This is a genomic window from Qipengyuania sp. HL-TH1 (assembly GCF_036365825.1).
GTDB classification, from domain to species: Bacteria; Pseudomonadota; Alphaproteobacteria; order Sphingomonadales; family Sphingomonadaceae; genus Qipengyuania; species Qipengyuania profunda.
The window spans coordinates 2929090-2952781 of record NZ_CP142675.1 but is presented as its reverse complement, the minus strand read 5'-3'; the positions used below and the strand labels follow the sequence as shown (position 1 = coordinate 2952781).

The 23692-nt window shown below is 65.0% G+C and carries 22 protein-coding genes and 1 tRNA gene; 5 read left to right on the top strand and 18 right to left on the bottom strand.

Annotated features, from left to right (window positions below; genetic code table 11):
* Positions 1 to 7 precede the first annotated feature (7 nt).
* Complete coding sequence (locus tag VWN43_RS15060; protein WP_253520694.1) at positions 8 to 445, top strand: ExbD/TolR family protein; 438 nt, start codon at positions 8 to 10, stop codon at positions 443 to 445.
* 109 nt (positions 446 to 554) lie between these two features.
* Here VWN43_RS15060 and VWN43_RS15055 read toward each other — a convergent pair whose 3' ends face one another.
* The 5 genes from VWN43_RS15055 to VWN43_RS15035 are packed head-to-tail and all read right to left on the bottom strand — an operon-like array spanning position 555 to position 6466.
* Positions 555 to 3023, bottom strand: a complete 2469-nt coding sequence (locus tag VWN43_RS15055; RefSeq protein ID WP_320181176.1) for a ligase-associated DNA damage response DEXH box helicase — start codon at positions 3021 to 3023, stop codon at positions 555 to 557.
* A gap of 60 nt (positions 3024 to 3083) precedes the next feature.
* Positions 3084 to 3929 (bottom strand): DUF2059 domain-containing protein, encoded by an 846-nt coding sequence (locus VWN43_RS15050; RefSeq protein ID WP_320181177.1) that lies wholly within the window; start codon positions 3927 to 3929, stop codon positions 3084 to 3086.
* Positions 3930 to 3957: 28 nt separating this feature from the next.
* A complete protein-coding gene (gene pgmG / locus VWN43_RS15045; RefSeq protein WP_320181178.1) occupies positions 3958 to 5361 on the bottom strand; it encodes a phosphoglucomutase/phosphomannomutase PgmG in 1404 nt (467 codons plus the stop codon).
* On the bottom strand, positions 5358 to 5660 hold the full coding sequence (locus VWN43_RS15040; protein ID WP_320181179.1) for a DnaJ domain-containing protein: 303 nt from the start codon (positions 5658 to 5660) through the stop codon (positions 5358 to 5360). Before VWN43_RS15040 ends, pgmG begins: the two co-directional genes overlap by 4 nt.
* A complete protein-coding gene (locus tag VWN43_RS15035; protein WP_320181180.1) occupies positions 5657 to 6466 on the bottom strand; it encodes a division plane positioning ATPase MipZ in 810 nt (269 codons plus the stop codon). The genes VWN43_RS15040 and VWN43_RS15035 overlap by 4 nt, the downstream gene beginning before the upstream one ends.
* A 215-nt stretch (positions 6467 to 6681) precedes the next feature.
* On the opposite strand from VWN43_RS15035, the gene panC reads away from it, so the two are divergent.
* Positions 6682 to 7530, top strand: a complete 849-nt coding sequence (gene panC / locus VWN43_RS15030) for a pantoate--beta-alanine ligase (protein WP_320182150.1) — start codon at positions 6682 to 6684, stop codon at positions 7528 to 7530.
* Positions 7531 to 7562: 32 nt separating this feature from the next.
* Here panC and VWN43_RS15025 read toward each other — a convergent pair.
* The 9 genes from VWN43_RS15025 to pepN all read right to left on the bottom strand — a co-directional run bounded on the left by VWN43_RS15025 (position 7563) and on the right by pepN (position 17218).
* Positions 7563 to 7636, bottom strand: a tRNA-Gly gene (locus VWN43_RS15025).
* Positions 7637 to 7682: 46 nt separating this feature from the next.
* Positions 7683 to 8300, bottom strand: a complete 618-nt coding sequence (locus tag VWN43_RS15020; protein WP_320181181.1) for an OmpA family protein — start codon at positions 8298 to 8300, stop codon at positions 7683 to 7685.
* A gap of 1 nt (position 8301) precedes the next feature.
* Complete coding sequence (locus tag VWN43_RS15015) at positions 8302 to 10155, bottom strand: cation:proton antiporter (RefSeq protein WP_320181182.1); 1854 nt, start codon at positions 10153 to 10155, stop codon at positions 8302 to 8304.
* A 100-nt stretch (positions 10156 to 10255) separates the two neighbouring features.
* Positions 10256 to 10786 (bottom strand): adenine phosphoribosyltransferase, encoded by a 531-nt coding sequence (locus VWN43_RS15010; RefSeq protein WP_320182151.1) that lies wholly within the window; start codon positions 10784 to 10786, stop codon positions 10256 to 10258.
* 79 nt (positions 10787 to 10865) lie between these two features.
* The gene (locus tag VWN43_RS15005) at positions 10866 to 11717 is read right to left on the bottom strand and encodes a cytochrome c1 (protein WP_253520712.1); all 852 of its coding nucleotides are present in this window, start codon (positions 11715 to 11717) and stop codon (positions 10866 to 10868) included.
* A 19-nt stretch (positions 11718 to 11736) separates the two neighbouring features.
* Positions 11737 to 13029, bottom strand: a complete 1293-nt coding sequence (locus VWN43_RS15000) for a cytochrome b (protein ID WP_253520714.1) — start codon at positions 13027 to 13029, stop codon at positions 11737 to 11739.
* A gap of 23 nt (positions 13030 to 13052) precedes the next feature.
* Positions 13053 to 13625 (bottom strand): ubiquinol-cytochrome c reductase iron-sulfur subunit, encoded by a 573-nt coding sequence (petA, locus tag VWN43_RS14995; RefSeq protein WP_253520716.1) that lies wholly within the window; start codon positions 13623 to 13625, stop codon positions 13053 to 13055.
* Between the two features lie 271 nt (positions 13626 to 13896).
* On the bottom strand, positions 13897 to 14559 hold the full coding sequence (pgeF, locus tag VWN43_RS14990; RefSeq protein ID WP_320181183.1) for a peptidoglycan editing factor PgeF: 663 nt from the start codon (positions 14557 to 14559) through the stop codon (positions 13897 to 13899).
* A 7-nt stretch (positions 14560 to 14566) separates the two neighbouring features.
* On the bottom strand, positions 14567 to 17218 hold the full coding sequence (gene pepN / locus VWN43_RS14985; protein WP_320181184.1) for an aminopeptidase N: 2652 nt from the start codon (positions 17216 to 17218) through the stop codon (positions 14567 to 14569).
* A gap of 147 nt (positions 17219 to 17365) precedes the next feature.
* On the opposite strand from pepN, the gene VWN43_RS14980 reads away from it, so the two are divergent.
* Positions 17366 to 18610 (top strand): M48 family metallopeptidase, encoded by a 1245-nt coding sequence (locus tag VWN43_RS14980; RefSeq protein ID WP_320181185.1) that lies wholly within the window; start codon positions 17366 to 17368, stop codon positions 18608 to 18610.
* A complete protein-coding gene (locus VWN43_RS14975; protein WP_320181186.1) occupies positions 18607 to 19392 on the top strand; it encodes a Rossmann-fold NAD(P)-binding domain-containing protein in 786 nt (261 codons plus the stop codon). The genes VWN43_RS14980 and VWN43_RS14975 overlap by 4 nt, the downstream gene beginning before the upstream one ends.
* On the opposite strand, the gene VWN43_RS14970 is transcribed toward VWN43_RS14975, so the two are convergent.
* Both VWN43_RS14970 and VWN43_RS14965 read right to left on the bottom strand, forming a co-directional pair.
* Complete coding sequence (locus tag VWN43_RS14970) at positions 19376 to 20320, bottom strand: DMT family transporter (RefSeq protein WP_320181187.1); 945 nt, start codon at positions 20318 to 20320, stop codon at positions 19376 to 19378. The two genes, VWN43_RS14975 and VWN43_RS14970, sit on opposite strands and share 17 nt — an antisense overlap.
* Positions 20317 to 21312, bottom strand: a complete 996-nt coding sequence (locus VWN43_RS14965) for a threonine aldolase family protein (RefSeq protein ID WP_320181188.1) — start codon at positions 21310 to 21312, stop codon at positions 20317 to 20319. The genes VWN43_RS14970 and VWN43_RS14965 overlap by 4 nt, the downstream gene beginning before the upstream one ends.
* A 53-nt stretch (positions 21313 to 21365) precedes the next feature.
* Here VWN43_RS14965 and VWN43_RS14960 point away from each other — a divergent pair, with 53 nt between their 5' ends.
* Complete coding sequence (locus VWN43_RS14960; RefSeq protein ID WP_320181189.1) at positions 21366 to 21662, top strand: GNAT family N-acetyltransferase; 297 nt, start codon at positions 21366 to 21368, stop codon at positions 21660 to 21662.
* Here VWN43_RS14960 and VWN43_RS14955 read toward each other — a convergent pair.
* Both VWN43_RS14955 and VWN43_RS14950 read right to left on the bottom strand, forming a co-directional pair.
* Positions 21659 to 23194, bottom strand: a complete 1536-nt coding sequence (locus VWN43_RS14955; RefSeq protein ID WP_320181190.1) for a PH domain-containing protein — start codon at positions 23192 to 23194, stop codon at positions 21659 to 21661. The genes VWN43_RS14960 and VWN43_RS14955 overlap by 4 nt on opposite strands.
* Positions 23191 to 23658 (bottom strand): PH domain-containing protein, encoded by a 468-nt coding sequence (locus tag VWN43_RS14950; RefSeq protein ID WP_320181191.1) that lies wholly within the window; start codon positions 23656 to 23658, stop codon positions 23191 to 23193. The genes VWN43_RS14955 and VWN43_RS14950 overlap by 4 nt, the downstream gene beginning before the upstream one ends.
* Positions 23659 to 23692: the final 34 nt, after the last annotated feature.

Genomic DNA, 23692 nt, shown 5'->3' with positions numbered 1-23692 from the left:
ACCCACTATGGCAATGTCAGGCGGCTCAGATGATGGCGCGCCGATGATGGAAATGAACATGACGCCGTTGATCGACGTCCTGCTCGTTCTCCTCATCATGTTCATCATCACCATTCCGGTCGCGACCCACTCGGTCGATATCGACCTGCCGGCACCCAGCGACGTTCCACAAGACATCACCGTCGAGCCGGAGAAGAACAAGCTGGTCCTCACGGCCAACAACGAGATCCTGTGGAACGGCAATGCGATCGACGAGGGCCAGCTGCGCACGCTGCTCGAGGAATCGAAGGCGATCAATCCGGAACCCGAACTCCAGTTCGAACCGGAAGCACAGGCCAGCTACGATCTCGCAGCGAAGGTCCTGCAGCTGATCAAGGCCAGCGGCGTGACCAAGTTCGGCTTCGTCGGCAACGAACGGTATCGGACCTTCGGCAAGGCCGGCTAATCGCGGCGACGCAGACACATGAACACGGGAAAGGGGCGGAGCGATCCGTCCCTTTCTTTTTGTCTGATGCAAGTGTGACGGGCAGCAGCTTGGCCACCCTTCCTGCCTCCTAATCGTCCTCGCCTGCGGGCAGGTCCACGCGCATCGCCGCACCCGCCAGGCTCTCCGCCTCGAGCAGCAATTCGTCATCGACCGAGCCTTGCGGGGTGGACTCGCGGCCGATCATCACCATCACCGGGACCGCGAGCGGGCTGACCCGGTCGAGTTCGACATGGATCAATTGCTCGGCCGAACGATCGAGCAGATCGCCCAGCCGCCCGACATCGGTCAGCCGCGTGCGCGCATCCGCCCAGGCCGCTTCGAGCAGGACATGGTCGGGTTCATACTTGCGCAGCACGTCATAGATCAGGTCGGTCGAGAAGGTGACCTGCTTGCCCGTCTTGCGCTTTCCCGGATGCTGCCGCTCGACCAGGCCGCCGATCACGGCGACCTCGCGAAAGGCGCGCCGCAGCAAATGCGAATTTTGTACCCATTCGATAAATTCATCCTGCAGGATGTCGGGCGACAATAGCGGTGCAGGATCCTCGACCGGCTTGAGCCCCCAGACGGCCAGCGAATAGTCATTGGCGACGAAACCGCCCGGCATCAGCCCGCGGTCCTCCATGCGCCGGGTAATCAGCATCCCGAGGCTCTGGTTCGCGTTCCAGCCTTCAAAGGTATAATAGACGCTGTAATGGCGCTTGGCGTGCGGGAAGCTTTCGACCAGCAATTGTCCCGGCCCCGGCATCCGGCTGCGCCAGTCCTGCACCTCGAGCCATTCGCGCACATCATCGGGGAAGCGGGCCCAGCTCGCGCGGTCGACCAGCATTTCGCGCACCCGGTCGGCCAGGTGCGTGGTCAGCGGTAGCCGCGCCCCGCCATAGCTCGGGATCATGGCGGAAGCCTTGGCCGCTTTCACCAGCACTTCCATGTCCTGCAGCTTGACGACTTCGAGACTCATCCCCGCGAAGGCGAAGGTATCGCCGGGGCTGAGCGACGCCGCAAAGCGCTCCTCGACCTTGCCGAGGCTGCGGCCACCGCGCCCGCGCCCCGCACTGATCCGGACGTCGAGCATTTCGGAATCGATGATGATCCCGGCGTTCATCCGGTGGCGCTGCGCCTGCTCGGGATGCGACAGCCGCCAGACGCCCTCGCCGTCGCGCACGATGCGCTTGAACTTGTCATAGGCCTTGAGCGCATAGCCGCCAGTTTCGACGAAGGAGAGCACGCGCTGCCACACAGCGTCATCGACCCAGGCATAGGACAGGCTCGCACGCAATTCGGCGAGCAGTTCACCCTCCTGGAACGGCGCGGCGCAGGCACAGGCCATGACATGCTGCGCGAGCACGTCGAGCCCGCCGGGGCGAAACTCCTCGCCGTCACGCTTGCCCTCGTCGACCGCTTCCTTGGCCGCGGTGGCTTCGAGGAATTCGAAGCGATTGCCGGGCACCAGCAACGCTCGGCTGGGCTGGTCGAGCCGGTGGTTGGCACGCCCGATGCGCTGCAGCAGCCGTGACGATCCCTTGGGCGCACCCATCTGCACGACGAGGTCGATATCTCCCCAGTCGACCCCAAGGTCGAGGCTTGCGGTCGCCACCAGCGCGCGCAATTCGCCCCGCGCCATTGCCCCTTCGACCTTGCGCCGCGCCTCCTTGCTCAGCGACCCGTGGTGGACGCCGATGGGCAGCGTATCCTCGTTCACATCCCACAGGTTCTGGAAGATATACTCGGCGAGGAAGCGCGTGTTGGTGAAGATCAGCGTGGTGCGGTTCTGGCGGATCTGCGCGTAAAGCTGCGGGATCGCCCAGGTCGCCGCATGGCCGCCCCAGGGTACGCGCTCGGCATCGGGCAGCAGGATCTCGACCTCGGCGGGAGCGCCTGCCTCGCCGGTGACCAGTTCGACCGTATCGATCTCGCCCCATGGCGCGAGCCATTCGCGAAAACCCTCCGGATTGGCGAGCGTCGCGGAGAGGGCCACGCGCTGCATCGCCGGAGCGATCGCCTGCAGCCGGGTCAGCGCCAGTGCCAGCAGGTCACCGCGCTTGCCGGTGGCAAAGGCGTGCACCTCGTCGATCACGATCCGTTTCAGCCCCCGAAACAGCTCGAAACTGTCGGGATAGGACAGCAGCAGCGACAGGCTTTCGGGCGTGGTCAGCAGCACATGCGGCGGGCGCGTGCGCTGGCGTTTCTTGCGGTCCGGCGGGGTGTCCCCGCTGCGTGTCTCGACCCGGACCGGCAGGCCAATCTCGTCGATCGGTGTCAGCAGATTGCGCTGCACGTCATGCGCCAGTGCCTTCAGCGGCGAGACGTAGAGCGTGTGTAGGCCCTCGGGCGGGGGCGCACCGGCCAGCCGCGAGGGGGTAAAGTCGGCAAGCGTCGGCAGGAACCCCGCCAGCGTCTTGCCTGCGCCGGTATCCGCCACCAGCAGCGCATGGCGCCCGGCGTCGCTCGCCGCCAGCATTTCCGCCTGGTGCCGCCGGACACGCCAGCCGCGCCCGGTGAACCAATCGTCCAGTTCGGGCGGAATGGCGGTCTGCATCAGTTCAACAGCGAAGCAGCCACGCCTTCGGTTCCGCAGCGCCGCATCCCGCCGTCCGAGCTACATCGCGTCGGCGCTGGCCGGGCCGTCCATCGTCTCCGGCGGTTTGACCAGATCGGGCAGGCTCTCGGCTTGCACGTCCAGCAATTCGGCCAGGCGTGCGCGCTCGGCGTCGCTCAGATCGTCATAGCCGCGTTGCGCGGGCAGCGCCGCCATCGCCTCGATCATCGCCGCATCCAGATCGCCAAGCCCGCTCATCATGGCGGGCATCGCCTGCATCATGGCCTGCATCACCTGCGGATCGGCGAAGAGTGCCATCGATTCCTCCGCATAGACGGTCCCGGTGGGCGTCGCGAAGAAAGCAGAGATATCGGCGAGCTGTGCCGGTTCAAAGCGAACGGCATAGGCTCGGGAAAGACCATTGCGCATGGGACCTTCCATGGCGGTGAAAACTCCGCTCATACGCGAGGTGATCACATTGACCACAGCATCGGCGCGGCGGTCGTGGGCGGGATCGAGCATGGCCATGATTTCCGCCTGCTGCGCCTCCCCTAGCGTGCCGACATCGTCCCCTGCGATCTCCAGCCGCGACATCAGCACGAATTCGGGCGCCGAGAACATCGTCATCATGGGACGCATCATCTGATCCATCATGTCGCCCATCATGCGGCCGTAAAAGCCTTCGGGCATCATCTTCCCGATGACCTGCCGTGCAGCGGGCAGCCGCGTCTGCTGCTCTTCGGTCAGCGGTTCGGTCTGAAACATCCCCGCGATCATGCCGGCAATCTCGTCGACCTGCTCGCGCGACATATCGGCGGCAGGATCTTCCGCCGCCTCCTGTGCCATGACCGGGCTCGTCATGGTCAGCGCCATGGCCGCCAGCGACGCACTCAACAGCTTACGCATATTCTTCCTCCCGCTTGTCTCAGGCCCCTCAGTGCCCGGCCTGCGGGCCGCGCTCCAGCCCAGATGCGGCCAGTTGCTCGTCGATCTGCGCAACCAGGCGGTCGAGACCGGCCTGATTCTCGCTTTCCGCGCGCGCGACGAGCACATCCTGCGTGTTCGACGCGCGCAGCAGCCACCAGCCGTCGGCGGTGGTCACGCGGACCCCGTCGGTGGTGTCGGCCACGGCATCGCTCGCGGCAATGCGTTCGGCGATTTCGCCAATCGCGGCAAACTTGCGGATTTCATCGACCTGGAAACGCATTTCGGGCGTATTGACCATCGGCCGCATCGCACCGCGGAGTTCGGTCACCGACCGGCCCAGCCGCGCCGATGCGGCAATCAGCCGGATCCCGGCATAGAGCGCATCGTCATAGCCGTAATATTCATCGGCGAAGAACACGTGGCCGCTCATCTCGCCCGCCAGGGGCGAGCCGGTTTCCTTCATCTTGGATTTTATCAGCGAGTGGCCGGTCTTCCACATCAGCGGCTTTCCGCCATGATCCGCCACATGGTCGAACAGCGCGCGGCTGGCCTTCACATCGGCGATGATCGTCACGCCCTTGGTCCGCGCCAGCAGGTCTTCGGCATAGATCATCAGCAACTGGTCGCCCCAGATTACCCGGCCTTCGCCGTCGATTGCCCCGATCCGGTCGCCATCGCCATCGAAAGCTATTCCGAAATCGAGCGATTTCTCCGCGACGAGCGCGCGCAAATCCTCGAGATTGGCTTCGACGGTGGGATCGGGATGGTGGTTGGGGAAATTGCCGTCCACTTCTGTGTAAAGCAGGTGATGTTCGCCCGGCAGGCGCGCGGCGAGTTTCTCAAGCGCGGGGCCGGCCGCGCCATTGCCCGCATCCCAGCCGACCTTCAGCCCGGCGAGCGCAGCAGGATCAAGCCCGTCGAGCGCCTCGAGCATCCGGTCGATATAGGCGTCGATCACGTCGCGCTCCTCGACCGCGCCCGCACCGTCGACCCATTCGCCCGCCGCCCCGCGCCGGCCAAGCTCCTGGATGTCCGCGCCAAAGAACGGACGGCCCTGGAACACCATCTTGAAGCCGTTGTAATTGGCGGGATTGTGGCTGCCGGTTATCTGGATGCCGCCATCGACATCTGCCGCCGATGCTTCGGCGTAATAGAGCATGGGGGTGGCGCTCATGCCGATCCGCACCACATCCATGCCCGAAGCGGTCAGACCTTCGACGAGGGCGTGTTCGAGCATGGGCGAGCTGACCCGGCCATCGTATCCAACCGCCACTTTCGAGCCCCCGGCTTCGGCCAGCATCGACCCGAAACCGCGCCCGATTGCGCGCGCATCTTCTGCCCCCAGCGTTTCGCCGATAATCCCGCGGATATCGTATTCGCGCAGCACGGTGGAATGGAAATCGTGGGTCATTGCGGGGGCTCCGTTGGGGTCCGGGAAATGTGATCGAGCAAGAGGTCGCGCGCGGCATTGGCCTCCTGCAAGGTGGCTGCGCTACCCCCTTTGTCCGGGTGATTTATTGTAGCAATGCGACGGTGCGCGAGACGGATTTCATCCTCGCTGGCATGACGCGGCACGTCGAGTGTGGCCCGCGCCTGCGCCAGCGCCCGGTCCGTCGCGCTCTGCGCGGTCAGATATTCCCACGGCCATTTGCCGAATATCCAGCGACACGCCACCGCGAGCAGCAGCGCAAGCGCGAGAAAGCGGATCACTGGACCGCCTCCGCGAGAGTTTCCGTGTCGTTCGCGGGAAGACGCAGATTGGCGACGAGGCCGCGCAATTCCTGCCGGGCGACAAGATGGCTGGTGCCGAGATCGCCCAATTGCCCCTTGTCGAGCAGCGTCAGGCCCGAGGGGAAGAGTTCGCGATAGACCACGCGTTCGGACAGGCCCTTGGCAACGCGGAAGCCGACGCGTTTCGACATTTCGGTCAGCGCCTGTTCGATACGCGCCATATTGCGTGCTTCGGTATAGCCGGTGCGGTTGCGCACCACGACCCAGTCCATCTGCCCTCGGTTCTGCTCGATCTGCGTCCGGCTGCGCTTGATCCGCGCCTCCCAGATCAGTTCGGCATAGAAGGACAGCTTGCGGACCTTGAAGCTCTCGCCCTCGACCTGGCCGATGAGGTCGAAGTCGACAAAGCTGTCGTTCATCGGCGTGACCAGCGTATCGGCGGTGGTGGCGGCGTGGCGCGCAAGCGGATCGTCACGGCCGGGCGTATCGATGACCACGAAGTCCGCACCGGCGGACCGGCTTTCGATAAATGCCTCCATCGCCGCCTCGTCCATGCCCTCGACGACATGGCAGATGGCGGTAGGCAAATCGACGCCGCGCCGCTGGCTGGTCTCGGCACGGTTCTCGAAATAGCGGCACATGGTGCGCTGGCGATGGTCGAGATCGAAGGCGACAACCCGCGCGCCGCGAAACGCGAGCGCGACCGCAATGTGCACGGCGGTGGTCGATTTGCCGGTGCCGCCCTTCTCATTGGCGAAGACGATGCGGTGGGGATGCGACGTCATCAGGGGTGGGCCGTAAAGTTCATGCTGGCGACGTCCCTATCCAACCCGCCGTCCGGCGGCAACGCACCGTGCTGGTGGCGAGCATGGTTTTTCCCACAATGGGAACCGGGTTTGTCCGGTGGGGCGCGTGCGAAAAGGTCATGGCGCGCGCGATCTTGCCACATGCCGCGCAGGGCGGCACAGGTGCCTCCCTTCAGTTTACGGGAGTTGGACCGCTGCAAACCGCCACCACCCTCGCCGCGCTTCGCACGGCCAGTTCGGCTCTGCGATCGAGCGGGAGCCTGGCGCTGGTGCCGACCATGGGCGCCTTGCACGAAGGCCATCTGACGCTGGTGCGCGAGGCACGAGCGGCGGCCGAGCATGTCGCCGTATCGATATTCGTCAACCCGCGCCAGTTCGGGGAGAATGAGGATCTCGATGCCTATCCGCGGCAGATGGCGCGCGATTCGGCGCTGCTCGAAGCCGAGGGAGTCGCGCTGCTCTGGGCTCCGGCGCCGGAGGAGGTCTACCCCCCGGGCTATGCGACGAACATCTCGGTTTCGCGGATCAGCGACGACCTGTGCGGTGCCGACCGACCGGGGCATTTCGACGGCGTCGCGACGGTCGTGTGCAAGCTGTTCAACCAGGTGCAGCCCGACCTGGCCTTCTTCGGCGAGAAGGACTGGCAGCAGCTGGCAGTCATCCGCCGCATGGCACGCGATCTCGACCTCACGCTGCCGCATGTCGATGCAATCCGCGGCGTGCCGATCGTGCGTGAAGCTGATGGCCTCGCGCGGTCGAGCCGCAATGCCTATTTGACGTCAAGTCAGCGCGCCGCCGCAGCGGCACTGCCCCGGCAGATGGAAACCGCAATCGCGCGTCTGGTCGCAGGCGAGCGCGCAGATGCCGTGCTGTCGGACCTTGCGGGAGAGTTGCTCGAGGCCGGGTTCGATTCGGTGGACTATGCCGATCTGCGCCGCGGCAGCGATCTGGTGCCCGCCAGCGACGCGGCACCGGGCAACCGGCTGTTCGTGGCAGCGCGGATCGGGGGCACCCGCCTGATCGACAATATGCCGGTCGCCTGAGAGCGTACCGGTTCGAACGATGGCGGGAAGTCTGGAGCGGGTAAGGGGAATCGAACCCCTCTAGCCAGCTTGGAAGGCTGGAGCATTACCACTATGCTATACCCGCTCAGGTGACGCGCCAATGCCACCGAAGCCGCGCTGGCGTCAACACGCTATTGCGCGCGGTCGCTGCTTTCGGTCCGGGCTTCCTCGGCTGACGAAGCGATGCTTTCGGCGAGGGTCGGTTCCTTAGCGGAGGTCGGCTGCACTGGGACGCTGACTTCGATTTCGACGCGGCGATTGGTCGCCCGCCCTGCCTCGTTCGGCGTCCCGTCGGGCAGCGCATTGGGCGCGACCGGGTTCTGCTCGCCGAACGCGATTACGACGATGCGTTCCTGTGCGACACCGTTTTCGATCAACCATTCGGCCACCGCATCTGCGCGCGCCTGCGACGCGCGCAGGTTGGCTTCGTCGTCACCGCCGCTGTCGCTGTGACCGCGCAGGGTGATCGTCCCTCCCTCGCCCATCTGCGGGGAGGCGAGGACGGTGGCCAAGTCGGCGCGTGCCTCCTCGGTCAATTCCGCGCCTTCAGGAAAAGCGATCCGCGTTTCCAGCGCACCGCGCGGTTCGAGCGCCTCGATCGGCTCGACCTGGAACTCGGGCCGGAAGATCGAGCGCTTGTCGCCGCCCTCCTCTTCCTCGGGCGGCGGCGCGCCGCGCTGGTCGCCGCATGCGGCCAGCATGAGCGTGGCCGCAGCGGCAATGAGGGAAAACTGGCGCGTGTGCTTCATATCATGCCCCCTGTTCGGTGGTCTTGTTGCGCTTGCGGTCGCGCTTGGCTGCGGCGTCCTGCGCGGTGCGTTCCTGCGGCGGTGCGAAGCTGACTATGACGTCGCCGGCGCGCGGTTCGGGCCGCGCGGCATGGGTGAAGAAGCGCAGCGTGCCGCTATCGCGCACCAGCAGCAGCATCGAGGCCGCATCGGGCAGCCGCTGCTGCGCCGCTTCGAAGTCGAATTCTTCCGACAGCTTGGTCTTGCGGAACACCCAGCCCCGCGCGAGCCGCTCATTCACGTCCTCGACGCCGAAGCCGGTTTCGAACAATGCGCGTCCGCGGATGCCGCTGGGCAGCGCGTGGCGGTCGTCATCATCGACGGCATCGCCCAGCTGGAAGACGGTGTCGCGCCCGATTTCATAGGCGAATTCATTGCAGACGAGCGCGTTATAGGCCTCGTTCTCGGTCGCTGCGACCAGCACCGCATAGGGCGCGAGGTCGAGATTGTGCTCGGTCGCCTCGTTGAGGATCTCGCCGTGGTAGAAGGGCAGCCCCTTCTGGCGGGCCAGCGCGAGGCGCTGCCAGCTGGAATCGACCACCATCACCGGCGATTTGAGCTCCTGCATCATCAGCGCAAGCGAAATGGTCCAAGGCGTGCTGCCGACGATCAGGATCCCCGGCCGGTTGCTGCCTTTGAGATTGAGCAGCCGCGCAACGAAATCGATGGTGAAGCCATGTGCGATGATCGTCACCACGACCACCGCGAAGCTCAGCCCGATCAGCGCGGTGCCATCGTAGCCGATATCCTCGAGCCGCAGCGCGAAGAGGCCGGAAATGGCCACGAGCACGATCCCGCGCGGAGCGATCCAGGCGAGGAACAGCCGCTCGTTCCACGGCACCGAGCTGCCCAGCAGGCTGAGCAGGATCGTCGCCGGTCGGACGAGGAACAGCAGTGCCAGCAGGAACAGGCCGAAATTCCAGTTGAGATAGGCAAGTTCTTCGAATTCCAGACTGGCGGACAGCAGGATGAAGATGCCTGCGATGAGGATGACCGCGACATTCTGCTTGAAGGGATGAATGCTCCTCAGCGAGGAGACGTTCATATTGGCCAGCGCGATACCCATCACCGTCACCGCGACGAGACCCGCCTCGTGCTCGATCTGGTTCGACAGTACGAAGACCACGATCACCGAGGTGAGCAGGACCGGCACCTTGAGGAATTCGGGCACCGCGCCGCGCGGGAACGCCCAGGCGATCGCGGCAGCGGCTACATAGCCGATCAGCCCGGCGATGATCGCGGCGATAACCAGCGGCGGGACGACTTCGATCAGCCCTGAACCCGGCGATTCGGCGACCTTGCGGAAATATTCATAAGCGACGACTGCGCACAGCGCGCCGATCGGATCGTTGACGATCGCTTCCCATTTGAGGATCGCCGCGGGTCTGGGCTTGACCGAGGACTGGCGTAGCAGCGGCATGACCACCGTAGGCCCGGTGACCACGAGGATACCCGCGAACAGGATCGCGACGGGCCATTCCAGCCCGCCGATCGAATGGGCCGAGACCGCGCCCAATACCCAGGCGATGGGCACGCCGAAGATCACCAGGCGCCAGACCCCGTCGCCGGCATGACGCAATTCGCGGAAGTCGAGGCTCAGCCCGCCTTCGAACAGGATCAGCGCGACGCCGATGGCAATCATCGGGTCGAGCAAGTCGCCAAAGGCGTGTTCGGGGTCGAACAGGCCGAGGATCGGGCCCGCAAGGAAACCTGCAGCCAGCATCAGCACGATGGCCGGCCAACCCGTGCGCCAGGCCAGCCACTGGGCACCGATGCCCAGCATGCCGACCATCGCGATGACTAAAGACTGTTCCATGCCCCTCCCTGACTACGCGAGAATTCGCGAGCAGCGCGCCAGCACGGCGCGAGTCCTATGAATGTTCGAAGCGGCGAATATATCCTGCATCGCCGCGCGCTCAATCGCCCTCGAAGCCCATCAGCGTCCGGACGTCCACTGCCTGGCTAGCAAGTTTGGCGCTGCCGCCTAATTCAGGCAGGTCGATGACAAAGGCCGCACGGCGCACTTCGGCCCCCGCCAACCTTAGCAGTTCGGTCGCGGCCAGCGCGGTCCCGCCGGTGGCGAGCAGATCGTCGACGATCGCCACCTGCTGCCCCTGCGCCACCGCGCTGGGATCCATTTCGAGCCGGTCGAGCCCATATTCGAGCTCGTAATCCACCCCGATCACGGCGCACGGCAGCTTGCCCGCCTTGCGGATCGGCAGGAACGGACGGCGCAGCCGCGCCGCGACCGCGGCCCCGAAGATGAACCCGCGCGCTTCCATTCCGGCAATCGCCTCGGCGCCTTCGACCGCCTCCGCCAGCCATTCGACCGAGGCGGCGAAGCCCGGCCCATGACCGAGCAGCGTGGTGATGTCGCGAAACTGGATCCCCGTCTTGGGAAAGTCCGGGATCGTGCGGACCAGGGCCTTGAGTTCATCGGGCGTCATCATCTTTTCCCCGGAAAGCAAAACGCCCCTCGCATCGCGCGGATGCAAGGGGCGTCATACGTTGGTCTGGAAATGCCGATCAGTCGGCTTTGCGCTTTGCCGCAGCCCAAATCTGGTTCTTCGACAGAAAGGCAAGGATCGTCGCGAAGAGCAGGAAGACCAGCACCGGCCAGCCCGTCTGCTTGCGCTCGACCAGCGTCGGTTCCGCGGTCCAGGTCAGGAAGGCGGCAACGTCTTCCGACATCTGCTGCACCGTCGCCTCGGTCCCGTCGTCATAGGTCACCTGACCGGTCGTGGTCAGCGGCGGCGCCATGGCGAGGTTGAGGTTCGGGAAATAGGGGTTGTGATACAGGCCCGGTCCCGGAGCCGCTTCGGGATGATGCTCGAGCAGCTCTTCGGTCGGTTCGGCATAGCCCGCGAGCAGCGAAGCGACATAATTCGTGCCGTCACCGCGTGCCTTGGTCATCAGCGACAAATCGGGCGGAATGGCGTTGTTGTTCGCGGCCGCCGCGGCGACATTGTTCGGATAGGGCGACGGGAAATAGTCGGTCGGCAGGCCCGGACGCGAAGTCGCTTCGCCGGTGTTCGGATCGATGCCCGGCACCTGCTTGGAGGCGGCGAACGCCTTCACCTGGCCTTCGTCATAGCCCAGCTGTTCGAGATCGCGGAAAGCGACGAACTTGAGGCTGTGGCAGGCCGAGCAGACCTCGTCATAGACCTTGAAGCCGCGCTGCAGCTGCTGGATGTCCCACTTGCCGAAAGCGCCATCGAAGGAATAGGCGATATCGCGCGGTTCCTCGTAGGGAAGATGCCCGGCGGGCTCTTCGGTCATCCAGGCATAGGCGCCGATGACGAAGGAATAGAGCGCGATAAGCGCGAAGCCGAGGCCGACGAGAATGGCGACGAGGCGGATGCTGAGAAGCTTGGTCATGTCTTTTCTCGTAACTCGCTTAGACGCCCGGCGTCGTGTTTTCGCCCAGCACTGCCTTCTTGTCCGAGCCGAGAACGGCTTCGGTGATCGAATAGGGCAGCGGGGCGGGCTTCTCGATCTGGCTGACGATCGGCAGGATCACCAGGAAGTGCAGGAAGTAGTAAGCCGTCGCCACCTGGCTGAGCATCACATAGGGTTCTTCCGCAGGGGCGCCGCCACAGACGAACAGCACGCCCATCGTGGGGATCAGACCGAACCAGAAGAACTTGCGGAACAGCGGACGGTAATGGCCGCTGCGCACCGGCGACTTGTCGAGCCAGGGCAGGAAGAACCAGATCAGGATCGACCCGAACATCGCGATCACACCCAGCAGCTTGGCCGGCAGGATGAAGTCGACGGTGAAGGCACGCAGGATCGCGTAGAACGGCCAGAAATACCATTCGGGCACGATATGCGCCGGCGTCGAAAGCGGGTTGGCTTCGATATAGTTGTCGGGGTGTCCCAGCGCGTTGGGCAGGAAGAACACCATCGTGAAGAACAGCAGCAGCGCGACGCCCAGGCCGAACCCGTCCTTGGCCGTATAATACGGGTGGAACGGCAGCGTGTCGCTTTCGCTTTTCACTTCGACCCCGGTCGGGTTGGACGAACCCGGGATATGCAGCGCCCAGATGTGCAGGATGACGACACCGGCAATCACGAAGGGCAGCAGGAAGTGCAGCGAGAAGAAGCGGTTGAGCGCGGCATTGTCGGGCGCGAACCCGCCGAGCAGCCAGATCTGGATCGGCTCGCCGACCAGCGGGATGGCGCCGAACAGGCCGGTAATCACCTTGGCACCCCAGAAGCTCATCTGGCCCCAGGGCAGGACGTAACCCATGAACGCGGTCGCCATCATGAGCAGGAAGATCACCACGCCGAGCAGCCAGATCATTTCGCGCGGAGCCTTGTAGGACGAATAGAACAGGCCGCGGAAGATGTGCAGGTAGACGACGATGAAGAAGAAGCTGGCACCGTTGGCGTGCGCATAGCGCATCAGCCAGCCCCAGTTGACGTCACGCATGATGTGTTCGGTGGTCGCGAAGGCGACCTGCGCATTCGCCGCATAATGCATCGCCAGCACCACGCCGGTAACAATCTGCACGACGAGGAAGAAGCCCGCGAGGACGCCGAAGTTCCAGAAATACGACAGGTTACGCGGCACCGGATAGCCCGCGCCCACAGCATTATAGACGAGGCGCGGCAGCGGCAGTTTCTCGTCGAGGAACTTGGTGACCCCATTGGTCGGGGTGTATTCCTTGGCCCAGGGAAAGCTCATGGTTTCGTCTCTTCTCTCTAAGCTCAGCCGACCTGGATGACGGTGTCCGAGGTGAACTCGTATTCCGGCACTTCGAGATTGGTCGGCGCCGGGCCTTTACGGATACGGCCGGCGGTGTCGTAGTGCGAACCGTGGCAAGGGCAGAAATAGCCGCCGAACTCGCCCTTCACTTCGCCTTCGGCAGCACCCAGCGGGACGCAGCCGAGGTGGGTACAGACGCCCATGGTGACGAGCATGTCGCCATGGCCTTCCTTGGTCCGTTCGGCCAGCGACTGCGGGTCGCGCAGCGAATCCGTCGGCGTGGCATTGGCAGCCGCAACCTCGTCGGGCGTCAACCGGCGGATAAACAGCGGCTGCTTGCGGAACACCGCCTTGATCGCTTGCCCCGGCTCGATCGCCGAGACATCGACTTCGGTCGAGCTCGCGGCGAGCACGTCCTTCGACGGGGCCATCTGGCTGACCAGCGGGTAGACCACCGCGAGGCCACCGATACCGGCGGCGCTGACGGCCGCGATGTCGAGGAAATCGCGGCGCCGAATACCGTCGCCGGTTTCGCCTGCCGTTGCGGGAGTTGCGGTTGCAGCGGTCTCTGCCATCAGCGCTTGCCTTGCCTGCCTTGTACCTGCGCCTGGCCCGGGGGCATTGCGGCGCGATGTGCGAATCCAATGACCGGACGTTCAGGAAAGCCGGTGCGCCCGATCGACGATGCGTGCGCGAAAGCCCCCGGTATGCCCGGTTTGGTCGCGCCTCTAGCCGCTATGCGACAGGTTGCCAACCGCCATTTTGGCAAGCTTTGTGCACTCCCGCGCAATGGCACACAAAGGTGCGCGCAATCGTATGCGATTGGGTTCCGGTAGGTCGCGCGGTTCAGGCGGGCAGCCCGACAATGCTGATCTGGCGTCCGTTTGTCGGCTGCGAAAGGTGGGTCGCGCGGCGATAGGAGAAGAAGCGACCCGGCTGCGCATAGGTGTCTTCGCCCAGATCCTCGACCAGCCCCACACCTGCGGCTTGCAAGCGGTGTGCGACATAGGCGGGGAGATCGAACTGGCAGTGCCCGGGGCGGCCGGACACAAAGAACCGCGTATCTTCCTCTTCGAAGGCATTTCGGAATCCCTCGTCGACCTCATAGCTGGCTTGCGCGATGGTCGGGCCGATCGCGGCAACAATATTCGCAGGCTCCGCGCCGAGCGATACCATCGCCGCGACAGTGTTCTCCAGCACCTCGCCCAATGCTCCGCGCCACCCGGCATGCGCCGCGCCAATTACGCCTGCGGCCGGATCGGCAAGCAACACCGGGGCGCAATCCGCAGTGACAATGCCCAGTGCCAGACCGGGTCGGTCGGTGACCAATGCATCGCCCTCGGGCAAAGCCTCGTCCGCATGGGTTACCGCGAAGACTGCACTCGAATGCACCTGCTTGAGACGGACCAGCGGCGCGCCAGGAAGGATATCGGCAACATCGAGCTCCGCCGCGGTCGAGAACCCGTGCGGGATGCTGCCCAGCGACGCCGCCTTGAGATAGGTGCTCATGAAGCGCCTAGCCCAGCGAGCGGGTCACTTGCTCGTACGTATCGCGCGACAGCTTGGGCGCTTTGGCGATCCGTTCGAGCGCCTCGCGCATCAGTTTCGCACGGCCTTCCTCGATCCGCTGCCAGCGGCCCAGCGGCGGGACGAAGCGCGCAGCGGTCTGCGCATTGATCGGATCGAGTTCGAGAATGAGATCGGCAAGCATGCGATAGCCCTCGCCATCGGCGCCATGGAAGGCCTGCGGATTGGCCGCGAAGGCCATGTAGAGCGAGCGTACGCGATTGGGATTCTTGAGCGTGAAATCGGGATGTTCGCGCAGCGCCTTCACATGTTCGATCGCATGCGGATGGAGCGAGCTAGCCTGCAGCGCGAACCATTTGTCGATCACCAACGCATTGCCCGCATAGCGGTTGTAGAAGTCGAGCAGCTTGCCCGTACGCGCCGCGCTGTCGAGCCCCGCCAGCACCATCAGAGCGCCCTGCCGGTCGGTCATATTGTCGGCGCCGTCATATTGATGCGCGGCGAGTTCGGCTGCCTTGGCCGGATCGCTGGCGGCGGCATAAGCCAGCACCAGCGTCTTGACCTTGCGCGCGCCCTTGCCCTGCGCATCGAGCGAGAACGGCACCTTACCGGTACGCTCGTAAAGCGCCTCGAACTGCGCCGCGAGACGCGTCCCGAGATCGGCTTTCAGCGCCTCGCGTTCGGCATGGATGCGGCCCGGATCGGCGACCAGCAGCTGCTCGGCGACATACGTCTGGCCGGGCATCACCATGAGTTCGCCGCGCATGAGATCGTCGAGCTGATCGTCCTCGATCACCGCGCGCATCGCCTGGGCGATATCGGTCCGCGCCGCCTCGCGCTCGCCATCGTCCATTTCGCCCGACACGGCGGCGACGAGATGGCCGGTCATCAGTTCCTGCATCGCTTCATAGCGGGCGAAGGGATCGTCATCCTTCGCGGCGAGAAACACGAGGTCTTCGCGCGACACGTCCCGGTCGATCGAGACGGGGGCGGAGAAGGTGCGATTGATCGACAGGATCGGCCGCTGGGCAAATCCATCGAAGGTGAACTCGGCGCTGTCCTTGTCCAGCACCACCAATTGCTCGCCCGAATGCGTCCCGCTGGCGCGGTCGAACAGCGCCAGCTTGAGCGGGATCGGCATCGGATGCTTGTCACCCTGGCCGGGGGTCGCGGGCACCGTCTGCGTCAGCTTGACCCGCGCTGTGTCGCCTTCATGCGCAAGCGTGACCGCCACCTTGGGCGTGCCGGCCTGCGCATACCACAGGCGGAATTGCGTCAGATCCAGACCCGTCCCCGCTTCGATTGCGGCGACGAAATCCTCGCAGGTCGCCGCCTCGCCGTCGTGGCGGTCGAAATAGAGGTCGGTGCCACGGCGGAACCGCTCCGCGCCCGCCATGGTGCGCATCATGCGGATTACTTCGGCACCCTTGTTATAGACGGTTGAGGTGTAGAAATTGCTGATTTCGCGATAGGAATCGGGCCGGATCGGATGCGCGAGCGGGCCCGAATCCTCGGGGAACTGGACCCCGCGCAACACGCGGACATCCTCGATCCGTTTGACCGGCTCGCTGCCCATATCGGCGCTGAACAACTGGTCGCGCAGCACGGTGAAGCCTTCCTTCAGGCTCAGCTGGAACCAGTCGCGGCAGGTTACGCGGTTGCCCGACCAGTTATGGAAATACTCGTGGCCGATCACGCCTTCGACCCCGTCGTAATCGCCATCGGTCGCGGTTTCGGGGTCGGCGAGGACGTATTTGGTGTTGAAGACGTTGAGGCCCTTGTTCTCCATCGCGCCCATGTTGAAGTCGCTGACCGCGACGATGTTGAACAGGTCGAGATCGTATTCCCGCCCGAACACTTCCTCGTCCCATTGCATCGAGCGCTTGAGGCTCTCCATCGCGTGCTCGGTGCGGTCTAGATCGCCCTCGCGCACATAGACGTTCAGCTCGACCTCGCGCCCGCCCATGGTCGTGAAGTGATCGGTCCGCGCGACCAGATCGCCCGCGACAAGCGCGAAGAGATACGATGGCTTCGGCCAGGGATCATGCCACTCGGCCCAATGGCTGTTGCCATCTTCGCCCGTCGCCACGCGGTTGCCATTGCACAGCAGCACCGGGAACTGCGCCCGCGGTCCGCGCATCCGCACGGTATAGGTGCTCAGCACATCGGGCCGGTCGGGGAAGAAGGTGATCCGGCGAAACCCTTCGGCTTCGCATTGCGTGCAGAGCATGCCGTTCGAGGCATAGAGCCCCATCAGCTGCGAATTGTCCGAGGGATCGAGTTCGGTAACGATAGTCAGCACATGGCGATCACCCGGCAGCGTAACGACCAGGTCGTCGCCATCGATCATATGCCCGTCGCACGACCCGCCGTCGCAGGCGAGCGAGACCAGCGCGAGCCCGTCGCCATTCAGGCGAATGGTCGGCGAAGCGGCAGCGTCGGGATTGCGCTCGACATTCAGCGTGGTGGTGATCCGTGTCTTCTCCAGGCCCAGCTCGAATTCCATCCGGGTCGCCGGGATCAGCCACGGGAAGGGCGTGTAATCCTCTCGCCGGATGACCGGTGGTGCCTTGGGTTCGATGGCGGCATCGGCCATTACGGGATTGCCGTCGGGCGTGGCGGGAGTGCGCGCAATATCCATGGAATTCCTGTCGAATGCGGGGTCGAAAACGTACTGTCATTCCTTGCAACGCCCGTCGAGACTTTGCGTTCACTGGTCGGCTAGCGCTGGTCGGGTGATTGACAGCACTGCACCCGTGCCGCAGCGAAGCGCAACGGAGGGAATGACATGCTGGACCTGCTTGCCGCCACATCGGACGGCTTCGATGTCGCCAGTGCGACACGCGCCTATCTCGACACGCTTCAGGGCCCTGCGCGTGCGCAGTCGGATGCCTATTTCGAAGGCGGCTACTGGTTGCCGCTATGGGGAACCGCGATCGGCGTGCTGGTCGACTGGCTGTTCCTACGCTTCCGCATCGCGCATGCCCTGCGCGCCTTCGGTGAGCGGGTGAGCAAAAGGGCCTGGATCGTCACCGCGATCACCGCCTTTTTCTACACTCTGATCGGGACGCTGGTGACGCTTCCGTGGACGATCTACACCGGTTACGCCCGCGAAAAGCGCTACGATTTGCTCGACCAGACATTCGGCGCCTGGGCGGGCGAGCAGGCGATCGGCATCGCCATGGCGCTGGTTCTCATGCCGCTGGCGGTGGTCGCGATCTATGCGCTGATCCGCCGCGCGCCGCGCAGCTGGTGGCTGTGGAGCACGGGGGTGATCGGCCTGTTCATGCTCTTCGCCATGGTGCTGGGCCCGGTGTTCATCGCACCGCTGTTCAACGAGTATACCGAACTGGAAGACGGCGCCTTGCGCGACCGGATCGAGGCGGTGGCGGCGCAATATGAGATCCCGGCCGAGCACATCTACGTGTTCGACCAGTCGAAACAGCACAAGCGCATCTCGGCCAATGTCTCGGGCCTCGGCCCGACGATCCGCATCTCGCTCAACGACAATTTGCTCGAGCGGACCAGCGAAGAGGAAATCCTCGCAGTGATGGGGCACGAGATGGGCCACTACAAATTGCATCACACGTGGTGGATCGTGGGGATCCTGCTGTCGCTCTTCGCGCTGGGGCTGTTCGTCACCAGCCGCGTCGCCCCCGCGCTGATCCGCCGCTATGGCGAGCGGTGGGGCGTGCGCGACATGGGCGACCCGGCTTCGCTCCCCGTGCTGGCGATCTGCCTGGGCATCTGGATGTTCCTGATGACCCCGGCGACCAATTCGCTGATCCGCTGGGCGGAAAGCAAGGCCGATGCCTTCGGACTCGATGCCGCGCGGGAACCCGACGGCTTTGCCAAGGTCGCGATGCGCCTGTCCGAATATCGCAAGATCGAGCCCGGCCCGCTCGAGGAATTCGTGTTCTTCGACCATCCCAGCGGCGCGACCCGCGTGCGCATGGCGATGCAGTGGAAGGCAGATAACGTCGAGAACCCGCAGGTGGTCGTCCCAGAAGAAGGCTATCTCGACGCCAAATGAGCCGCCTGCTGATCTTCGGCCTCGGCTATACCGCCACACGGATCGCCGACGCCCTGCGCAGTCGCGGCTGGCAGGTCGATGCCACGGGCAGCGCGGGCAATCTCGCATTCGGCGATGACGAGGCCGTGCGCGGGGCCTTGGCGCGCGCAACCCATGTGCTGAGTTCGGTCCCGCCAGTGGAGGACAGCGATCCGGTGCTCGACCGGTACGGCAGCGCGCTGTCCGGCAAATGGCTCGGCTATCTCTCGTCGACGGGCGTCTATGGCGATGCGGCGGGGGCCTGGGTCGATGAAGCGTCGCCAACCGGCAGCGGGCGACGCCAGGCCCGCGCCGAATGCGATGCGCGCTGGCTCGAAGCGGGCGCGCGGGTATTCCGGCTTCCCGGGATCTACGGCCCGGGGCGTAGCGCGTTCGACCGCGTGGAAGCGCGCAAGGCGCACCGCATCGACTTGCCGGGCCAGGTGTTCAGCCGTGTGCATGTCGCGGATATCGTCGCTGGCGTGGTCGCTGCGATGGCAACCGATGCGCCGGCGGGGGCCTATAATCTGTCCGACGATCTGCCGACCAGCCAGAATACCGTGATCGAGGAAGCCTGCCGCCTGCTGGGCCGCGAGGCGCCCCCGCTGCAATCGATCGGCGCCGCCCGATTGTCGCCCATGGCGCGCGGGTTCTATGCCGAGAACCGAAGGGTCGCGAACGGCAAGGCGAAGCGTGTGCTCGGCTGGCAGCCGCGCTTTGCCACCTATCGCGAAGGTCTGGCGGCGATCAGGGCTCGGGCGTAGCGCGCCGCGGCGGGGCATTGGCGCGCCCGCGCATCGCGACCACCATCCCGACCAGCGTGATCACCGCCCCGGTGGCCGGCAAGAGGCCCCATTCGAAGCCTTCGAACAGCGTCGACAGCACCATCGCCACGATCGGCACGATGACCGAGCTGTAGGCCGCCCGCCCCGCCCCGACCTTGCGCACCAGCCCGTAATAGAGCGGGAAGGTGACCACCGATCCGGCAAGCCCAAGATAGAGAATCCCGAGCGTATAGGAGGCGCGCGGATCGAATTGCGGCGGGCCGTCGGCAACCAGCGCATAGATGGTGTTGATGATCGCGCCCGCCGTCATCGACCAGGCAAGCAGCGCCAGGAAGGGTTGCCGCTTGGCCCCCTCCATCGCCTGAGTGATATTCGCCGCGCTCGCCGAAAGAATACCGCCTACCGTCAGCGCCGCGCCCAGCAAAACATCGCTCAGCGTTGCCGGAGAGGACCGCCACTCATGCGCGAACAGTAGCGAGACGCCGAGCGCCGCGATGGCCGAGCCGAGGACGAAGGCCCCGGTGATCGGCTGGCCGAGGAAGATGCGCCCGAAGATGGCATTGGGCACCACCAGCAGTGCGAACATCACCGCCACAAGGCCCGAGGTGATGTAGCTCTCGGCATTATAGACGAAGCCGAAATTGAGCGTGAACTGGAACAGGCCCAACAGCAGCGCCCAGCGCAAGCCTCCCGCAACCAGCCGGAGCGGTTCGCGGCGCATGGCGGCGAGCGCGAACATGGCGGAAGCGGCAATCATGAAGCGGTAGGAGATCGACCAGCTGGCGGGGACGCTGGCGATCTGGTCGCGGATGACCAGCCAGGTCCCGCCCCAGATCAGGCTGACCAGGAGGAATGCAGCGAAATTGCGCGGGGTGAGGAGGCTTTCCGCCTCGGGTGCCGCGCTCATAGACTGGCCACGGCCTTGGCCAGCGCTGTCGCGTCTTGTTCGCGGGTATTCCATGCAGTGACGAAGCGCGCCGCATCATCGCCCCAATCGTAGAACCCGAAACCCTGGTCACGCAGCGCTGCGCGCTCCGCCGGGGTGCAGCGCACGAACAGCTCATTGGCTTCGACGGGGTGCATCAGGCGGCCGGCGCAGGCCGTGCCGATCTCCGCCGCGGCGGCATTGGCATGACGCGCATTGGCGAGCCAGATATCGTCTTCGAGCATGGCCTGGAGCTGCGCGGCAAGAAAGCGGCCCTTCGACTGGAGATGGCCCGCCCGTTTGCGGCGGTAGCGCGCGACATCGGCCAGCGCCGGATCGAAAAACACGATCGCTTCCGCGCTCATGCCGCCGTTCTTGATGAAGCCGAAGCTTAGCGCATCGACCGGCCCCGCTGCCGCGGTAGGAGTGCAGTCGAGGAAGGCCGCCGCATTGGCGAATCGCGCGCCGTCCATGTGGAGGCGTAGCCCGCGCGCTTGGGCTATTTCGGCAATCGCGGCGATTTCCTCGGGGCGATAGCTGCAGCCATATTCGCTCGCCTGCGTGATGGAGATCGCATGCGGCTGGACCTGATGCACATCGTCGCGGATCGGATCGAGAACCGCAGCGATGGTTTGCGGCGTGAGTTTCGCACCCTCGCCCTGAGCCAGCATGAGCTTGGCGCCGTGGAGATAGAAACCGGGGGCCCCGCCCTCGTCCATCTCGATATGCGCTTCCTCGTGGCACACCACGCCGCCGTGCGGCGGCACCATCGCTGCCAGCGCGAGGCAGTTTGCCGCGGTGCCCGTGGCGACCCACAGCACTGCGCAAGGCCGCTGGAATACTTGCGCGAAACTGTCGTCCAGAGCGGCGCTCAGTGCATCGCCATCATAAGGCGTATCGGGGGTATCTGCGGCCTTGAGCGCATCCCATACGGCAGGGTGGACCGAGGCGGCATTATCGGAGAGAAACTGCATCGGAACGCCATAGCCATGTGTGCGTTGGTTGCCCAGAAAGGAAACTTTCGACAATGAAAACGGACGAAATTGTAATCGAACGTCGCAACCGGGTAACTCACGGAGAATATTTGGTTAGTATCGGCGACAATCCGGCTTCTGGCCGGCTGACATGGACCTTGCACAACGATGCGCGCGATGCCGAGCATACGGTTGTTCCGCCCGCGCTGCGCGGCCAGGGCATTGCCGGCCGCCTGGTCGAGGCGCTGATCGAGGATGCGCGTAGCGAAGGCTTCAAGATCATCCCGACCTGTTCCTATGTCGCGGCGCAATTCGATCGCCATCCCGAATGGGCAGATCTGCGCGCCTAGGCTTCGCGCGGCGCCCCGTCGACGATTTCGGAGAAGTCCTGCTCGGCCATGCTGTCGAGCACACTATCGCGGATGCGCCGGGCATCTGCCAGCGCCAGTCCGCGCATGCACAAGCGACCACCTGCCAGTCCGAAATGAAGATCCGCATAGCCGCGCAGGCGCGCTAGCGGGTGGCGAACGATATCGACCGATTGCAGCTTGCGTCGTGAGCCGATCGCGAGGCTTGGCGCAAACCAGCCGCGCCGCGAGTACAGCTGGCGTGCGTCGAGCGCGTGGCGGCTCCAGCGCCAGGACAGATATTCGTGCAACCCGATCCAGACGCCCCCGATGACCGGCGGAAGCAGCGCCAGTTCCCAGCGGCCCAGCGCCGCCGCGACACCCGCGATCACGAGGAGGACTACAAAACCCATGAGGAAGTTGTCGATCCGGTAAGCCGGTGCCGCGCGGGTCCATGCGACGTCCGGGCCCGGCAGCGCGAACCCGGTTTCGCCGACAACCGGCGCGATCTCGTCCATCTGCGCAAATGGCACCGCCTCGTGATTGGCGGAACCGCTGTCGCTTGCGAGGCTAACGACCTTGAGCGTGTGCCAGCCGAACAGGCGGCGCAGGAAACCGGTCTTGATCCGTAGCGCCTGAACCCGGTGCACGGGCATGACGAGGTCGGTCCGGGTAAGCAGCCCGCGCCGGCGCCGAAGGCCCTTGTCGGTACGTTCGAGCCGGAAATTCCATTCGCGCAGGACCGTCCTGATCACACCGGTCAGAACACCGATCAGCGCCAGCGACCCGACCGCAATGATGGCCCCGACGAATTGGGCGAGGAAACCCAGTCCCGCCAGCCACTGCCCCGGTCCGGCCAGTTGTTCGCGCCAGGCGCGCCAGTCCCAGACCTCGAACGGCAGGATGAAATCGAACTGCTGCGCGAGGCCGGCAGCCACCGCCACGACCGCGAGCGAAAACTCGAACAGGCCGAAGGTGACCACGCGACTGGGCGACATGGCGAAGAGCAATCGGGCACTCTCCTCCGGCAGAGGCGTGGCCGCGCCATCGACGGGTGCGGCACCAATTCCTTCGCGCCGGCTTCGCGCCAGCTCGCGCAGTCGTTCGCCCTCGCTCTCGGGCACATAGGCCAGCTTGAGGTCGTCACCGCCGCCCGCGCCGGTTTCGAACTTGACCTCGACCAGCCCGAACAATCGCGGCAAGAGCTTCTGCTCGAGGCTCACGTCCTGGATCCGCTCATAGGGCACCGAGCGGGCGGAGCGCGAGAGCACGCCGCTATCGACGCGAATATCCGCGGCTCCGACAGTATAGGTCAGGCGGCTCCAGCGCAGATAGGCGAACAGCAGGTTGAGTCCGATCGCGACGATAACCAGCGGGAGGAAGTAGACGATGACATCGTCGAAATCGCCCCTGTCGAGAATCGCGAACCCGCCGACGATGATCGGGAGGACCAGCTGACCGACCAGCGAGGCCGCACGCACTGCGAAAGTGCGCGGGTCGGTCCGGAGCGGGGTTGCGGCGGGTTCCTCGCTCACCGCGGATCGCGCCTGATGGCGGCGCGGATATCCTCGCGCATGGCGGTGGCATCCGCATGCTTCAGCCCGGGCAGCGACACCGAGGCGTTATGCGTGCCTGCGGTATGCACCGTGAGCGTCGCGAGACCGAAGGCCCGCTCGAGCGGTCCCTGACCGACATCGATATGCTGCACCCGGCCAAAGGGGACCACCGTATCGGCACGAAAGAACACTCCGCGCACCACCCGCAACCGTTCCCCGGCCAGCGAATAACCGCGCGCATTGTAACGCCGCAGCGGCACGCGGATCAGCGCATAGGCGATCACTGCCAACGCCGGGATCCACACGGCGCCGGTCCAGCCCGGGATCGCGATCTCGGCAATCGTCGCCGCAACCAGCAAGACCAGCGCTGCGATCGCCAGCTGGACACGCAGAAGCGATTTATAGGCCGGGTCGAGCGGGGTGAGGTCGTCGGATTGGTCCATACCGTTATAGCTAGGCAATACAGCGCCGCGATTC

Excerpts from the sequence above, each read along its gene's own strand:
- VWN43_RS15060 (WP_253520694.1), top strand. The coding sequence starts at position 8 with ATGGCAATGTCAGGCGGCTCAGATGATGGCGCGCCGATGATGGAAATG.
- VWN43_RS15055 (WP_320181176.1), bottom strand. The coding sequence starts at position 3,023 with ATGCAGACCGCCATTCCGCCCGAACTGGACGATTGGTTCACCGGGCGC.
- VWN43_RS15050 (WP_320181177.1), bottom strand. The coding sequence starts at position 3,929 with ATGCGTAAGCTGTTGAGTGCGTCGCTGGCGGCCATGGCGCTGACCATG.
- pgmG (WP_320181178.1), bottom strand. The coding sequence starts at position 5,361 with ATGACCCACGATTTCCATTCCACCGTGCTGCGCGAATACGATATCCGC.
- VWN43_RS15035 (WP_320181180.1), bottom strand. The coding sequence starts at position 6,466 with ATGACGTCGCATCCCCACCGCATCGTCTTCGCCAATGAGAAGGGCGGC.
- VWN43_RS15020 (WP_320181181.1), bottom strand. The coding sequence starts at position 8,300 with ATGAAGCACACGCGCCAGTTTTCCCTCATTGCCGCTGCGGCCACGCTC.
- VWN43_RS15015 (WP_320181182.1), bottom strand. The coding sequence starts at position 10,155 with ATGGAACAGTCTTTAGTCATCGCGATGGTCGGCATGCTGGGCATCGGT.
- VWN43_RS15010 (WP_320182151.1), bottom strand. The coding sequence starts at position 10,786 with ATGACGCCCGATGAACTCAAGGCCCTGGTCCGCACGATCCCGGACTTT.
- VWN43_RS15005 (WP_253520712.1), bottom strand. The coding sequence starts at position 11,717 with ATGACCAAGCTTCTCAGCATCCGCCTCGTCGCCATTCTCGTCGGCCTC.
- VWN43_RS15000 (WP_253520714.1), bottom strand. The coding sequence starts at position 13,029 with ATGAGCTTTCCCTGGGCCAAGGAATACACCCCGACCAATGGGGTCACC.
- petA (WP_253520716.1), bottom strand. The coding sequence starts at position 13,625 with ATGGCAGAGACCGCTGCAACCGCAACTCCCGCAACGGCAGGCGAAACC.
- pgeF (WP_320181183.1), bottom strand. The coding sequence starts at position 14,559 with ATGAGCACCTATCTCAAGGCGGCGTCGCTGGGCAGCATCCCGCACGGG.
- pepN (WP_320181184.1), bottom strand. The coding sequence starts at position 17,218 with ATGGATATTGCGCGCACTCCCGCCACGCCCGACGGCAATCCCGTAATG.
- VWN43_RS14980 (WP_320181185.1), top strand. The coding sequence starts at position 17,366 with ATGCTGGACCTGCTTGCCGCCACATCGGACGGCTTCGATGTCGCCAGT.
- VWN43_RS14975 (WP_320181186.1), top strand. The coding sequence starts at position 18,607 with ATGAGCCGCCTGCTGATCTTCGGCCTCGGCTATACCGCCACACGGATC.
- VWN43_RS14970 (WP_320181187.1), bottom strand. The coding sequence starts at position 20,320 with ATGAGCGCGGCACCCGAGGCGGAAAGCCTCCTCACCCCGCGCAATTTC.
- VWN43_RS14965 (WP_320181188.1), bottom strand. The coding sequence starts at position 21,312 with ATGCAGTTTCTCTCCGATAATGCCGCCTCGGTCCACCCTGCCGTATGG.
- VWN43_RS14960 (WP_320181189.1), top strand. The coding sequence starts at position 21,366 with ATGAAAACGGACGAAATTGTAATCGAACGTCGCAACCGGGTAACTCAC.
- VWN43_RS14950 (WP_320181191.1), bottom strand. The coding sequence starts at position 23,658 with ATGGACCAATCCGACGACCTCACCCCGCTCGACCCGGCCTATAAATCG.